At 70.9% G+C, this 14,056-nt stretch carries 12 protein-coding genes and 1 pseudogene; 7 read left to right on the forward strand and 6 right to left on the reverse strand.

Features of this window, described 5'->3' with window-relative positions; translation table 11 throughout:
• Positions 1–26: 26 nt before the first annotated feature.
• Entirely contained in the window at positions 27–698 is a 672-nt protein-coding gene (locus OG289_RS22540) for a DUF4097 family beta strand repeat-containing protein (protein ID WP_327315845.1), read from the reverse strand.
• 221 nt (positions 699–919) lie between these two features.
• Between OG289_RS22540 and OG289_RS22545 the strand changes: the two genes are divergently transcribed.
• Positions 920–1,675: a GbsR/MarR family transcriptional regulator gene (locus OG289_RS22545; protein ID WP_327315846.1), complete on the forward strand. Its 756-nt coding sequence runs from the start codon at positions 920–922 to the stop codon at positions 1,673–1,675.
• Between the two features lie 59 nt (positions 1,676–1,734).
• On the opposite strand, the gene OG289_RS22550 is transcribed toward OG289_RS22545, so the two are convergent.
• Positions 1,735–2,250 carry a hypothetical protein gene (locus OG289_RS22550; RefSeq protein ID WP_327315847.1) on the reverse strand — a complete coding sequence of 172 codons (516 nt, stop codon included), beginning with the start codon at positions 2,248–2,250 and terminating at the stop codon, positions 1,735–1,737.
• 230 nt (positions 2,251–2,480) lie between these two features.
• Between OG289_RS22550 and OG289_RS22555 the strand changes: the two genes are divergently transcribed.
• Both OG289_RS22555 and OG289_RS22560 read left to right on the forward strand, forming a co-directional pair.
• Positions 2,481–3,242: a hypothetical protein gene (locus OG289_RS22555; protein ID WP_327315848.1), complete on the forward strand. Its 762-nt coding sequence runs from the start codon at positions 2,481–2,483 to the stop codon at positions 3,240–3,242.
• A gap of 76 nt (positions 3,243–3,318) precedes the next feature.
• Positions 3,319–3,777, forward strand: a complete 459-nt coding sequence (locus OG289_RS22560; RefSeq protein ID WP_327315849.1) for a MarR family winged helix-turn-helix transcriptional regulator — start codon at positions 3,319–3,321, stop codon at positions 3,775–3,777.
• Positions 3,778–3,987: 210 nt separating this feature from the next.
• Here OG289_RS22560 and OG289_RS22565 read toward each other — a convergent pair whose 3' ends face one another.
• On the reverse strand, positions 3,988–5,229 hold the full coding sequence (locus OG289_RS22565; RefSeq protein ID WP_327315850.1) for an MFS transporter: 1,242 nt from the start codon (positions 5,227–5,229) through the stop codon (positions 3,988–3,990).
• A gap of 99 nt (positions 5,230–5,328) precedes the next feature.
• On the opposite strand from OG289_RS22565, the pseudogene OG289_RS22570 reads away from it, so the two are divergent.
• The 3 genes and pseudogenes from OG289_RS22570 to OG289_RS22580 form a co-directional block, all read left to right on the forward strand.
• A pseudogene (locus OG289_RS22570) lies at positions 5,329–6,294 on the forward strand (ArsR/SmtB family transcription factor); the annotation flags it as partial.
• 356 nt (positions 6,295–6,650) lie between these two features.
• Positions 6,651–7,154, forward strand: coding sequence for a glutathione peroxidase (locus OG289_RS22575; protein WP_327315851.1), 504 nt, complete (start codon positions 6,651–6,653; stop codon positions 7,152–7,154).
• Positions 7,155–7,267: 113 nt separating this feature from the next.
• On the forward strand, positions 7,268–8,143 hold the full coding sequence (locus tag OG289_RS22580) for a MerR family transcriptional regulator (protein WP_327315852.1): 876 nt from the start codon (positions 7,268–7,270) through the stop codon (positions 8,141–8,143).
• 145 nt (positions 8,144–8,288) lie between these two features.
• Here OG289_RS22580 and OG289_RS22585 read toward each other — a convergent pair whose 3' ends face one another.
• The 3 genes from OG289_RS22585 to OG289_RS22595 all read right to left on the reverse strand — a co-directional run bounded on the left by OG289_RS22585 (position 8,289) and on the right by OG289_RS22595 (position 10,608).
• Positions 8,289–8,480, reverse strand: a complete 192-nt coding sequence (locus tag OG289_RS22585) for a DUF397 domain-containing protein (RefSeq protein WP_327315853.1) — start codon at positions 8,478–8,480, stop codon at positions 8,289–8,291.
• 175 nt (positions 8,481–8,655) lie between these two features.
• Positions 8,656–9,513: a helix-turn-helix domain-containing protein gene (locus OG289_RS22590; protein WP_327315854.1), complete on the reverse strand. Its 858-nt coding sequence runs from the start codon at positions 9,511–9,513 to the stop codon at positions 8,656–8,658.
• 339 nt (positions 9,514–9,852) lie between these two features.
• Positions 9,853–10,608, reverse strand: a complete 756-nt coding sequence (locus OG289_RS22595; RefSeq protein ID WP_327315855.1) for a GOLPH3/VPS74 family protein — start codon at positions 10,606–10,608, stop codon at positions 9,853–9,855.
• A 238-nt stretch (positions 10,609–10,846) separates the two neighbouring features.
• On the opposite strand from OG289_RS22595, the gene OG289_RS22600 reads away from it, so the two are divergent.
• Positions 10,847–14,029, forward strand: a complete 3,183-nt coding sequence (locus OG289_RS22600; protein ID WP_327315856.1) for a D-alanyl-D-alanine carboxypeptidase — start codon at positions 10,847–10,849, stop codon at positions 14,027–14,029.
• Positions 14,030–14,056 lie beyond the last annotated feature (27 nt).

Here is a 14,056-nt window from a genome sequence, read left to right on the forward strand (position 1 = left end):
CTCCTTTTAGAGGCTGCGGGCGACGGTCAGAGGCTGTGGGCGGTGATGTCGCCGTAGGAAGTGGTGGCGCGGATGTCGAGCTGGGCGGCGGCGCCGTCGGTGTTCATGAGCGCGTTGCTGATCCGGCCGTAGGCGGTGCCGGCGTCCAGGGAGGCGGAGACTCCGCGGGCGGCGCCCACCGAGATCTCGCCGGACTCGGTGCGCAGCACGACCGTGCCGCGCACGGCCTCGGCGATCCGGAGGTCGCCCTTCATGGTGCTGATCTCCGCGGGGCCGCCCAGGCGGCCGACCGAGATGTCGCCCGCCTGGAGGGTGAGGCGGGCGCCTTCGGTCTCGTCGAGCTTGACCGAGCCCTGGGCGCCCTCGAAGGCGACGTCGCCGAGCCGTCCGACGCCCCGGAACTCGGCGCCGGCCGCCTTCGCCTCGACGCGGGAGCCGGCGGGCAGTCGGACTGTGACCTCCACGGATCCGGAGGGGCCGAAGAGCCGGCTGTCGGGGGCCTGGGCCGTGACCCGCAGGACGCCGTCGGCGTAGGCGACGGTGGTCTGCTCGGCGGCCTTGGTGTCGCGGCTCTTGGAGGGGTTGGCGGGCCGGACCTCGACGGCGGTGTCGGTGCGGTCTGCGGCGATGAACTGGATGCGTCCGGCGGGGATGTCGAGGACGGCGGAGATCGGGGCGGGGGTGTCGAACTTCTGCATCGTGCTCTCCTCGAGCTCGTTGTTTCCGATGACGGAAAAGCTACGTTGCGTTCACAGATCTAGCAACATAGTCGTTGCGCGCAATCGACATCCATGCAGGTGAAGCCTAGAAAAGTGTTGCAATGGGATTGAATTTAACGCAACGACAGCCGCACGTTCGTTGCAATGAATTGGGAGTGAACGCTATGCTGGAGGCACCGACGAGCACGAAGGAGATCGCAATGCCAGGAGGCAGGCTCACCCAGCAGGAACGTCAGCAGATCGCCCTGGGACTGGCCGACGACCTCGCCTACGCGGAGATCGCCCGACGCCTCGACCGTCCGACCTCGACGATCACGCGTGAGGTGATGCGCAACGGCGGCCCCACCGCCTACCGCGCCGACCTGGCCCACCGTGCCACCGAACGCCGCACCCATCGCCGTAGGCAGGCCGCACCCCGGGACCCGGAGGCGCCGGCGCAGGCCTACGGGCGCGATGCCGAGGCGGTGCGCGAGTACGAGGAGCTGTTCACCACCGTCATGATGGCTTCGGGCATGCCCACGATGATGGCCCGGGTGCTGGCCTGCCTCACCCTCACCGATGCCGGCAGCCTCACCGCGTCCGAACTCGTCCAGCGCCTGAAGGTCAGCCCGGCGTCCGTCTCCAAAGCGATCGCGTTCCTCGAGAGCCAGGGGATGGTCCGCCGGGAACAGGGCGAACACCGCCGCGAACGCTACGTCGTCGACGACGACGTCTGGTACGAGTCGATGGTGGCCAGCGCCCGCGCCATCGCCCAGCTGGTCGAGACCGCACGGCAGGGCGTCCGCGTCCTTGTCCCAGGCACCCCGGCCGCCACCCGTCTGGAGAACATCGCCCGCTTCCTCGACTTCGTCTCCGAGAGCACCGCCCGCGCCGCGGAACAGGCCCGCGAGATCCTCCGCACGAAACCCGAAACGCTCTCGGGCAGCACCGCCGAGCCACGTTCAGATCGCGGATAGGCGGGTAAACAGCCGTCCTGTCGCGATCACCGGCCGCTCGGCGAGGGTCGCCTTTTCCCTCACAGCCTGCCGAACGCCACCCCTCGCCAGACCCACCCCGCCGCCAACACAGCCTCCCGCAGCCGGTACTTCAGCTCCACGGGGTCGAAGCGGTCGACCTCCGTCAGGTGCCGGCGGCCGTCGGGGCCGCGCTCGAGCTCCCAGCGGCGGGAGACCATGACCAGCTGGCCGCGGCTGAATCCACGCGACACCGTCAGCCGGGGCGGATCGCCGATCCACTTGGCCTCGTGCTGCTCGTCGATGTTGCGCACCTCGTGGGTCTCCGAGACCAGCCGCAGCCGGGTCTCGAACGTCTGCTTCAGCTGCGTCCGCACGAAGAACGTGTGCCAGGCGGCCTCCCGGACCCGCCACTCCGCGACCAGGTCGCCGCGCTCCTTGGGGAGCGCGTTGCGTACGCGGTACGGGACGTCCGGGCCGTTGACCGCGAACAGCGCGGCCCGGACCTCCTCGACGGAGCGCGGCACGACACCGCTCTCGGGGTATCTGGTTCCGGTCAACTTGTCGAGAAAGCCCATCGGATCAACCTATTACAAGCCCGACCGCACCCGCCCACGCAGCCCGTGACGTCGAGATGGCGGAGGAAAAATACGCCAGGGATCGGCAACCGACCCGGTGACGGCGACGATCGACAGGGGGAGGAATCCAGCGGGTTCCGCGCCACCACCCAACTCCCGCCGCCCACTCGCATGCCCACCCCTCTCGCCCTCACCCCGATCCACCACGGTCCCGATCGGAGCACCTCTGGATGAGCAGCAGTCTTCGTGACCTTCTGATCAATCTGGCGTCCGCGGCGATCGCTTTCGTGGCCGGCTGGTCCTTCGGCAGGGTGCGCGACTTATGGCGGTTTCGCAACACGCGAAGTTTCTGGAAGCAGTTCGCCACCAGAGACCTCAAGGTCGTGACGTCGATCTTCATCCAGGAAGAGCACTACATCTGGGAGCGGTCCGGACTCGTCGGTGTCGGGGACGTACTCGCGCTGAACGAACTGCGCCAGCAGTTGCAGCGGGCCGGAGTCGGCCACCTTCCGCTGACCCCCAGCCACCAGCTGACCGGGCTCGAGCGCCGAGGCAACCTCGTCCTGGTGGGCGGACCGCACTCCAACCAGGTGACCGCCGAAGTCATGCAGCGCCTGCCCGTGACGTTCACTTTCGGGTCTGTCGACACGCACGACGCGAACATCTACGACGCTTCCACAGGCGACGTCATGCGATGCGTCGTCGATTCCCACGACCAACTCGTCGTCGACCAGGGAATCCTCATCCGCGCGGCCAACCCGTTCAACCGGGAGCGGAACATCATCATTCTCGCCGGGAGTTTCGGGTTCGGCACGAGCGCCGCGGCGCGGCTCCTCGCCGACGCGGATTTCCTCACCCACACGATCGTCGCCGAGGGGCATCCGTTCGAAGCCGTCTTCTCCGTCGAGATAGTCGGAGGCACGCCTCAGCAGATCGACTTGAAGGCGCTGCGACAGCTCGCTCCCACGGTGCTGCGCACCGGAGCTCCCTGAGTGCGGGCGCGACGGGCGTGACGGGCGCGACCGGGCGCGGTACTCCCGCCACCGCCCGCCGTTAGGCTCTCCCCTCATGGGGAAAACCGCAGGTGAACAGATAGGGGTCGTGACCGCGTTGGTGCGGTCGGCGTTCCTCGTGAACGCCGTGTACGCCGAGTCGAGCCGGGTCTACGGCATCACTCCGCAGCAGGGACAGCTGTTGTGCGTGCTGATGCCGCAGCCGTACGGCATGAGCGAGCTCGGCGAGATGCTCGGGCTCGCCAAGTCGAGCCTGACGGGGCTCGTGGACCGGACGGTCCAGCGCGGCCTGGTGCGGCGCGAGCCCGACCCGCGGGACGGGCGGGCGGTACGCGTCGGCCTCACCGAGGAGGGCGACCGGCTCGCGCACGAGTTCTACGACGAGACGTGTCGCCGCATCGAGAAGCTGCCCTCGGGCCTGACCGCGAACGAGCGCGACCGCCTGGCCACGCTCCTCGCCCGCGTCGTCCACGACAACAAGGTCCCCGAGGTCTTCACCGACCCCGACGCCTAGGACCTGTCCGGCCGGTCAAGTCGCAGGAAAGCGGCGGCGCCTGATCAGTGCCGGTGAGCGGGGGGATGGGGGTTCCCCGCTCGAGCGCAGCCGAGAGTGGGGGACTCGGCAACCGACGACAACGCCGCTGGGGGTCCCCCCTCTGGGGGAGTGCGTGCCACACCCCGCGTCTGCGGCATGATCGGCCGGACAGGTCCCAGAGCCCGGCGGTCACCCCGCGCTCACTCGACCGACTTCATTCGCCGTACGAACTGCATCAGTTCGCGCAGCGAGCTTCAACGTCAGCGTCACCGCGATCGAGGCCAGCGCCATCGCCGTCATCGCCGAGGCGGGTGAGGTGAGTTGGGCGAGCGTGCCCGCCAGGGCCGCGCCCACGCCCTGCATCGTGAGCATCCCGGCCGAGTGCAACCCCAGGGCGTGACCGCTGAGTTCGGACGGAGTCAGGGCCATCAGCCGCTCCTGCTGGACCAGGCTCGCGCCGAAGCCGACCGAGGCGAGGCCCGCGCAGGCCGCGGCGAGCGGGAGGGCGGGGTGCAGGGCGAAGAAGACGTAGGGGGTGGCCAGGAGCAGGAGGAGCGGGGTGGCCAGGCGCGGGCGCAGGGACGGCGGGAGGAGACGGCCCACGGTCACGTCCCCGGCCAGCATGCCCAGCGCCGCGCACGCGAACAGCGTGCCCGCCGCGTCGGGGTCGTAGGACACGAAGAGCGCCTCGCAGCCGACGACCAGGCCGTTGGGGAGCCACAGGCCCAGGTAGGTGAGGCGGCGGGGCCGGGAGGACCACAGCACGGCGTTCGTACGCCGGGTCACGGCAGCCGAGGGACGGCCCGAGGCGCGCGCCGGGCGGACGCTCAGCCCGAGCCGGGCGACCACGGCGGCGGTCGCGTAGAACAGGACGGCGAGGAGCAGGACGGGCCGCGGGGAGAGGGCGGTCACCAGGGCGCCGCCGGTGGCGTACCCGGTGATCTGCATGAGCCCGCCCATCATGTTGAACAGCGAACGCCCGGGCAGATAACCGCTCTTGGAGTCCTTCCCGGAGCCGTCCTCGGAGTCGGCTCGCTTGAGGATCTCGTTCAGCAGGCCCCAGCGGACGCCGCCACCGAGCGAGGCGATCAGCCCCTGGACGAGGACGACGGCGAAGACGCCCCACACCGGCAGCCCGGGCAGGGCCAGCACGGCCGTCGCGGCGGCGAAACTCACCGAGAGGCCGGTCAGCGTGGCCCTCGGGGGCAGCCGGTCGGCGCCCGAGAGGAGGAAGGTCGCGCCCAGCACCTGGGCGAGCGACGGGCCGAACATGCTCACCGCCGACAGCAACGGGGAGTCGGTGGCCCGGTAGACGAGCGTGCCGAGGGCGAGCCCGCTCACCGTCTGGGCGGCGGTGTGGGCGGCGGAGGAGAGGAAGAGGGGCGTGAACTCGGGGACGCGGAAGAGCCGTCGGTACGTGTAGCCGGTCATGGGCGGAGTCTGGGGCGGGCCGGTGAGGGGTGGTTATTGTTTCGCGAGCACGCGAAACATCGTTCGTGGGCGGACGTACGGGGAGGGGGCCGGACGGTCATGGGCTGGTGGCAGGTGAACGCGGACACCCTGGCCCGCAGCCGGTTCGTACTCTCACCGCTCGCCGAGACCTTCGCGAGCCTGAAGCTGCTGCACGCGGGCGTAGGCACCCATCCCGGCGAGCAGGACTGGCTGCGCGACCGTCTCCCCGGCTACCGCGCCGTCCTGGCGGCCGACCCGGTGACCGCGCAGCTGGTGCGGGCCGGGCTCGGGCGGCACTGGATCGCCGACTTCCTCACGCCCACGCCGCGGGACGGCGAGAGCTTCGAGGAGGGCGTGGCCAGGGTCCGGGCGGCCCGTCCGGCGGACGCCCGCGCCCATCTGCGGATGTCCCTGGCCGGCCCGGTGCCCGCCGCCCTTGAGCGCGACGACCTGCCCGAGCGGGCGGCCGAGCTGCTGGAGTACGTGTGGGAGGCGGGCGTACGGCCGTACTGGGAGCGGCGGCGGCGTGTCCTGGAGGCCGATGTCGTCGCGCGGACGGCGCAGGTCAGCCTGGGCGGCTGGGCCGCCGTGCTGGACTCGCTGCGGCCGGGGACGCGGTGGCTCGGCGAGAGTCGGTTTCAGGTCAATCTGCACGAGTATCCGCCCCGCGAGATCTCCGGCGCCGAGCTGGTGTTCGTACCGGTCACCCCGAAGGCGGGGTGGGTGTCGTGGGAGGGACGGGAGCGGTACGCCGTCGTCTACCCCTGCGCGGGGGTGCTCGCCGAGGACCACCGGGAGCGGGCCCGTGCCGTACCGGCCGCCCTGGGCGCCCTGCTGGGCCCCGCGCGGGCGGCGGTCCTCGTGCTCCTCGGCGAGGGCCCCCTGAGCACCACCCAGCTGGTGGCCCTCACCGGCCAGGGCCTCGGCTCGGTCGGCCGCCACCTGCAAATCCTGCTGAACGCCGGCCTGGCCCAACGCCGCCGCTCGGGCCGCTCGGTGCTGTACTCACGAACAACAGCCGGGAACGTACTGGCGACCGCAGCCGGGGATGCGCCGGTCGGCGCAGCCGGGAAGGCTACGGCGAAGGCATCCAGGGGCGCGGTGACGGCGACCACCGGGGAGGCCCTGGCCGAGGCTGCCCGGGAGGCAGCGGCCGAGGCTGTCGGACGGGTGGTGATCGAGGACGGCGGGGACCCCCTGGCCGAGGATGCCCGGGAGGCAGTGACCGAGGCTGTCGGGCGGGTCGACGGCGCTGGGCAGGGTCCGGCCGAGGATGCCCGGGGGCGGTGACCGAGGGTGGCGGGGGCTTGGCGTCGGAGGGGTGGGGGCGGGGCTGGAATCGTAAGTGGGGGGTGCCCCCGGAAGGGGTGGGGTCATCTTGCGGGGCTAGCATCCGGGGCATGACTACTGATGCCGGTACCTCTCCCCTCGACGTCCAGATCGGTGCCCTCAAGGGCGGTTCCGCGGAGCTCTCGCAGTACGCGGGCAAGGCCGTGCTCGTGGTGAACGTGGCCTCCAAGTGCGGCCTGACCCCGCAGTACACGGGCCTGGAGCGGCTCCAGGAGCGGTACGCCGACCAGGGCTTCACCGTCCTCGGCGTGCCCTGCAACCAGTTCCTCGGGCAGGAGCCCGGCAGCGCCGAGGAGATCGCCGAGTTCTGCTCGGCGACCTACGGCGTGACCTTCCCGCTGACCGAGAAGGTCGAGGTCAACGGCGGGGACCGGCACCCGCTGTACGAGCGCCTCGTCGGGTTCGCGGACGGCGAGGGCCACGACGGCGACATCCGCTGGAACTTCGAGAAGTTCCTGATCGGCCGGGACGGCTCCGTCGTCGCCCGCTTCTCCCCGCAGACCGAGCCGGAGGCCTCCGAGGTCGTCGCGGCCATCGAGGGCCAGCTGGGCTGACGCCCGCGGCCACACGGAACGACCGGCTTGACCTTGCCCCTGGGGCAAGGCGGAGCCTCCTCGTCGCCGGGCGGGCAAGGCCGTCCGGCGACGGAGGACGACGGGGGTGCGGGGTGGACGTGAAGGACGACGGCGAGCTGCTCACCATCGGCGCGTTCGCCGCACGCGCCCGTCTCTCGGCCAAGGCGCTGCGGCTGTACGACCGGCTCGGACTGCTCGCCCCGGCGCACATCGACGAGGCCAGCGGCTACCGCTACTACCGCGCCGACCAGGTGGAGCGCGCCCGGCTGGTGGCCCTGCTGCGCCAGCTCGACATGCCGCTCGCCCGGATCGCCGAGGTGGTGGAGACCGCTGACGGTTTCGAGGCCGGGGACCGGCTCGCCGCCTACTGGGGCGATGTCGAGAACCGGTTCGCCGCCCAGCGCACCCTCGCCGCCTACCTCCGTGCCAGGCTGTCGGGGAGGAGCTCCGAGATGTACGAGAAGTTCGAGGTCCAGTTGGTCGACGTGCCCGAGCAGGTGATCATCACCGAGACCCGGCACGCACTCGCGGACGAGCTGCCCGTCTGGATCCCCGCCTCGCTGGGGCGGCTGGAGCAGGCGGCCGGGGAGTGCGGAGGGATCGTCGGCGCGCCGTACGTCGTGTACTACTCCGCGGTGTCCATGGAGAGCGACGGGCCGGTCGAGTCGTGCGTGCCGGTCGCCGACGAGTCCGCGGCCCGGTCGTGGGCGGCCGCTCGGGACGGCGACCGGGGCCGCCGGACCGGCGTACGGATCGAGCCGGCGCGCCGGCTCGCGTACGCCCGCATCACCAAGGCGCAGGTGGCGCACCCTCAGATCCTCGCCCCGTACGAGGCGGTGGAGACGTGGATGAAGCGGGAGGGCTGGGACTACGACGGGCACTGCCGGGAGATCTACTTCGCCGACTGGGACGCGGCCGGAGCCGAGGACCCGGTCTGCGACGTGGCGTTCCCGGTGAAGCGGCCGTAGCGGGGTCGTAGCGGCTTCATTTCAAAGCCTGCCCGGTCACCCCGGTCACCCCGGGAAACGACACCGGGCCCTCTCGGCTAGGACGGCGAACTGGACGAGAGGGCCCTTGGGTGATTCTTGTGCAGTTGTATCGGCGACCAGCCCGTTATGCCTTGACCGATGCCACGAAGTCGCTCCACGCGTCGGCGGGGAAGACCAGGTTCGGGCCGTCCTGGACCTTGGAGTCCCGGACGAACATGGCCTGTACGACCGGCGACTTGATCTCGACGCACGCACCGTTGCCCGTGGAGTACGAAGACTTGGTCCACGTGTGTGCGCTGCCCTGACGAATTGCCATTTTTGCTCCGGAGTGCAGTTGTTGAGTTGCTGTCATCGCGCCAACCTTGTTGCTCGATGGCGTGATCGACGCTACTCGCCAACATCGACTGACGAAGCGACTATTCACTCGACCGGATGACATATTCCAATGGAAACTTCCATATGGCCCGAAGGGGGCGTACTATGCGGGCCCATTACCGCACATACCCCTTCGCGATTTCGGCGATGAAGTGCCGCGACTGGTCCACGTTCAGGGCCTGGGCGCGCAGGTGCTCGTACATCACGCTGTACTTCTGCACGTCGTTCGGCTTCTCCAGGTACAGGTCACTGGTCACGCCCTCGATGTAGACGACGCTGGAGTCGGCCGTGTCCGGGAACTCCAGGATCGCGTACTGGCCGTTCAGGCCCGGATGCGCGCCCATGTCGAAGGGGATCACCTGCACGGTGACATGCGGCAACTGGGACTGCTCCACGAGGTGTTCCAGCTGGTCCCGCATGAGCTCGCGGCTGCCGACGACTCTCCTGAGCGCCGACTCGTCCATGACGCTCCACAGTCGCAGCGGGTTCTCACTGGAGGAGACACGTTCCTGCCGGCGCATGCGCACCTGCACGCGCTTTTCGACCTCCGTGTGCGCGGTCTCCGGCAGCGCGCCCGAGATCAGCGCCTCCGCGTACTGACGGGTCTGCAGCAGCCCGGGCACGACCTGCGGGTCGTACACGCGCAGACTCGCCGCGTCCGTCTCCAGGCCGATGTAGACGCTGTACGGCACGTCGCCGAAGGCGTGCCACCAGCCCTGCTGGCGGGAGTCCTTGGCCATCTCCATCAGCGAGTCGACCATCCGCTGGTCCTCGACCTCGTACACGCCGCACAGGTCACGGACGTCACGCTGACTGATACTGCGCCGGCCGTTCTCCAACCGGCTGATCTTCGACTGGGACACCAGCAGGCGCTCGGCGACCTCTTCGGCCGTCATGCCCTTGAGCTCGCGGAGCCGACGCAACTCCTGGCCCAGCCGGCGTCGCCTGACAGTGGGATTGACATTGGACGCCACGGGACGTGCACCTCCGGCTGCGTGCCTGCAACTGACACTTTGCGTATCTGCTGTTGAGCAGACTGCCACCAAGGTGCTTTCTACCGCTGGAAAACGGTGGATATGCGGCCGGTACACGCCAGTTCGGGTCAGCCTTCGAACGATGCCGAAGTGTGCCGACGAGTTCCCGCACATGCGTCCGCGCGGGGCGGCGGGACACTACGTCCCTCCGCCCCGCGCGGGCCGCGGCGGCTCCCGAACGGGTCTTACGTCCAACGGGCCTTGCGTATTCGTCTTGCGCCTTGCGTTTACGTCCTGCGGTTGCGCGGTCCTTCGTGCGCGGTGTCGTGGAACTACGGCTCAGTGGGCCACGACACGCACCATGGGACCGCGGTGCGGCTGCGCCGGAACGCCACGGGCGGGCTCCGGAGCGGGCCTGGCCCCCGGTCCGGCCTGGCGGCCGGCGGGTGCCTGCTGGCGACGCGGCTGTGCGGCCGCGCCGTTCTGAACGTCCATCACGGCGTGCGCCACGAGGCCGCCCATCGGGTCGTGCCTGATCAGGTCCCGCAGCCGGGAGCGGGACGAGCGTCCCTCGTTACCCGGATACAGGTGCTTGCCGAGGCCGACCGCGTGCGCCAGTGCGGCGAGCGCCGCGGTCCGCGGGTCCGGCGGGACGCCGGTGCGGATCGCGGAGTCCAGCCGGGCCCTGATCTCCCGGCTGATGTCGTTGTCCGTCGCCTGATAGCGAGTCGTCGGCAGCACTCCGCACATCTGTCCGGCCACGGCGGCAACCATGCCGCACCGCTCCAGATGCGAGAGGTAGGTCTGGCGCAGCCCGAGACGCGGCCCGCCGATCCAGTGGACGGCACGCACAGGAGCGCCACGCCTTCGCAGCAACTCCAACGCGCAGTCCAAAGTCGGATCTCCAGTCGGCCGTGGTGCCACCACGGCGATACGATCCCCGTCAGGGGCTATCCGTCCGGCCAGCGCGAGCTCCACTAGCTGCGCTCCGGCCAGACCAAGGTCGAGCGATTGCGGCTGTGCGGTGGTACCCGTGGTCGGGTCCAACGCCAGCAGCAACAACTCTTCCGGAATCGTTCTGCGGCTCCTGCCCATCCATGCCTCCCCGCGTGGATGAATGACAGGGTGACCCCTCTCACATTGGTCTGTCGAGGGTGCGTGACCTGTTTGTAGTGGAACCAGTAGGTATGTCGTTCTCGTCTACCGCAGGAGCCAAGCCCTCTACACAGGACACTGGTACATGGTTCGGACAGCGCCGCGAGGCGGGTCCCGGGCGGGCGGTTCACGGTTCGGCAGGCGCGCGGACGGCGTGCGGCACATGGAGGAGGCATCGGTGGCGGGCGAGTCCCCCGACAGGTCGAAGCAGCGCGAGTCGTCGGCAGAACCGACGTCGGGGAGCGCGGGCACGGTTCCCGAGGCACGCGAGCCCCGCGACCCGCGGGTCGCGGTGGCCCGGAACGCCGAACCGTCCACGCCCCGCGGCGGCGTGGACACGGCGACCCGGGTGTTCTCGGTACGGGACGTGAAAACCGAGTCCCCCGAGGAACCCACCGCCCCGGCGGCCACCGAGGAACCCTCCACACCCGAGTCGGCCGACGAGCCCAACGGTCCCGGAAAGCACGCGGAGACCGACGCGACCGGCGAGACCGGGAAGGCCGCGGAGCCCGAGAGGGCCGGCGAGGCCGAGGACTTGGCCGCCCCGGGCGCATCGCAGACCACGGAACCCGGGGAAACCGCCGAGGCCGGGAACCCTGCCGAGACGGCGGAGACCGGGAAGCCCGGGGGCACCGCGACGGCCGGGAAGGCCTCGGGCACCGGCGAGACCGGAGCGGCCGAGGAGCCCAGCGAGGCCGAAGGCCACGCCTCCGCAAGCACGTCGAAGACCGCAGAAGCCGGGGAAGCCGGCGCGGCAGGGCACGCATCGGAGGCTGGGAAGTCCGAGACGGCGAAGGCGGAGGAGACGGCGGAGGCGGAGGGAACCGGCGAAGCCACCGAAACCGGGAAGCCCTCGCAGACGGCGGACGGCGGGGAGACCGGCGAAGCCGCGAGGACCACGGAAGCCGGGCAGCCCGGCGAGACGGCCGCGCCCGGAAACCTCGCGGACCCGGCTGGAGCCAGGCGGCCGGCGAAGGCCGACGCGTCCAGGGCCGCCGGAGCTGCCGCGCAGACCCGCGAGTCCGAGGCGCCCGGTGAAGCCGAGGCAACCCGCGAGTCCGAGACGACTCGCGCCGCCGAGGCAACCCGCGACGCCGAGGCGACCCGTGAAGCCAAGACGACTCGCGACGCCGAGGCAACCCGCGACGCCGGGGTGACCGGTGACGCCGGGACGACCCGCGAGTCCGAGACGACCCGCGACGCCGGGACGACCCGCGAGTCCGAGACGACCCGCGACGCCGGGGCTGTCGGCGCGAAGCGGAAGCCCGCTGAGGGTCGGGCTGCCGAGGAGCCCAGCGAGGCCGAGGGCGCGGACGCCGGGCGTGGGGCGGTCGGTGCCGGCGAGGCCGCGCGCGCCCCGGAGGCCGTGGGGGCCGCTTCGGGCGACACGCGCGCCTCCGAGGCCCTGGGGGCCGCTTCGGGCGGCTCTGAGGGCGTGGAGGAGGCCGAGAGCGCGCCGGAGGTCCCCGGGGGCGGTGACGCGCGTCTGCGGGCCGCTGTGGCCCAGTGGGTGGCCTCGGCGGACGAGAAGAGCCCCGCGAAGGACCCGGCGCGGGGCGACTCCGCGGACGACGACACCGACGAACGCGTCGGCGGCGGGGCGAAGGAACGTTCCGAGAGTGGCGCCGGGGTGGCCGACGAGCCCGCCGACGCGGAGCCGGAGGCCGGGGACGAACCCGTCTCCAAGCCCGTCAACGCCGCCTCCGAGCCCGTCGCCAAGCCCGTCGCCAAGGCCGCGCCGAAGTGGGCGTCGGACGCCGACAAGGCCGACGACGACACCCCCGTCGATCAGCCCACCGCCGTCTTCAAGGCGCCCCGGCCCAAGCCCGCCGTCGACCAGCCGACCACCATGCTGAAGCTGGGCGCCGCCGCCAAGCCCGAGCCGGACGAGGACAAGGCCGACACCGACGCCGAGTCCGAGTCCGAGTCCGAGGCACCCGCTGAGCGGACCAGTAAGTTCGTCGCGCTCAAGCCGCTCGACGAGCCCCGTCCGCTGAAGCCCGCCGCCAAGGCGTCCCCCGAGGTCACCGCTCTCGTCCCGCAGGTCGGTCCCGAGCGCACCACACAGCAGCCGCTGCCGCCCAAGCCGCCGCTGGACCTGCTGGCCGAGCTGACGAACACCCCGCCGCCCCCGCCGACCCCGCTGCGCACACTCGGCCGGCGGATCAAGATCTGGACGCCGCTGGTCATCCTGCTGGTCGTGATCTTTGCGATCGCGCAGGCCGTACGACCGCTGCCGGCGACCGCGCTCACGCTCACCGCGAAGGACTCCTACACCTTCGACGGCGGCAGGACGCAGCTGCCCTGGCCGGGTGAGGGGCAGGGCTGGATCGACGCCGACGGCGTCGGCACGATGGGCAGCTTCGGCAAGCAGACACCCGTGGCCATCGGCTCGGTCGCCAAGACCATGACCGCGTACATCATCCTCAAGGACCACCCGATGAAGGCCGGGGAGGAAGGCCCGGAGATCGAGGTCGACGCGACGGCGGAGAAGGAGGGTGGCTACGACGTCTCCGGCGACGAGTCGACGCTCAACACCGTCAAGGCCGGCGACCAGCTCACCGAGAAGCAGGCTCTGTCGGCCGTCCTGATCCCCTCCGCCAACAACATCGCGCGGCTGCTCGCACGCTGGGACGCGGGCTCGGAGGCGGCGTTCGTGAAGAAGATGAACGCCACCGCCAAGGAACTGGGGATGACCGACACGACGTACACCGATCCCTCGGGCCTGAAGGAGAGCACCGTCTCCACGGCCGAGGACCAGGTGAAGCTCGGCCGCGCGTTCGTGAAGGTCCCGGCCCTGGTCGCCATCTCCGGCGCGGCCAGCTGGACCGACCCTTCCGGCAAGTACTGGAACAACTACAACGAGCTGCCGTACAGGATGGGCGCGATCGGCATCAAGACCGGCAGCACCACCGCGGCCGGCGGCAACCTGCTCTTCGCCTCCCGCAAGGAGGTCAACGGGCAGACGGTGACCCTCGTCGGTGCGATCCTCGGCCAGCACAAGCCGAAGATCCTCGAGACGGTCAACGCGGTCAGCAAGACCGCGCTGACCGCCGCCCAGGACGCGATCACCTCGGCGAAGATCCTGAAGAAGGGCGACATCGTCGGGTACGTGGACGACAAGCTGGGCGGCCACACGCCCGTCGTCATCACCAAGGACGTCTCGGCGGTCGGCTGGGCGGGCATGACGGTGAAGCTGTCCTTCGTCTCCGACGACGTCCCGCACACCGCGAAGGCCGGCGCCCAGGTGGGCACGCTCACCGTCGGGGACGGCACCGGCAGCGCGGTCAAGGTGCCGGTCGCGCTGCAGACGGACCTGGTCGAGCCGGGCTTCACGGACAAGCTGACGCGCATCGGCTGACCCGCGGCCCGCGGGCGCAGCGTGCGT

It is taken from the genome of Streptomyces sp. NBC_01235 (assembly GCF_035989285.1).
Classification (GTDB): domain Bacteria; phylum Actinomycetota; class Actinomycetes; order Streptomycetales; family Streptomycetaceae; genus Streptomyces.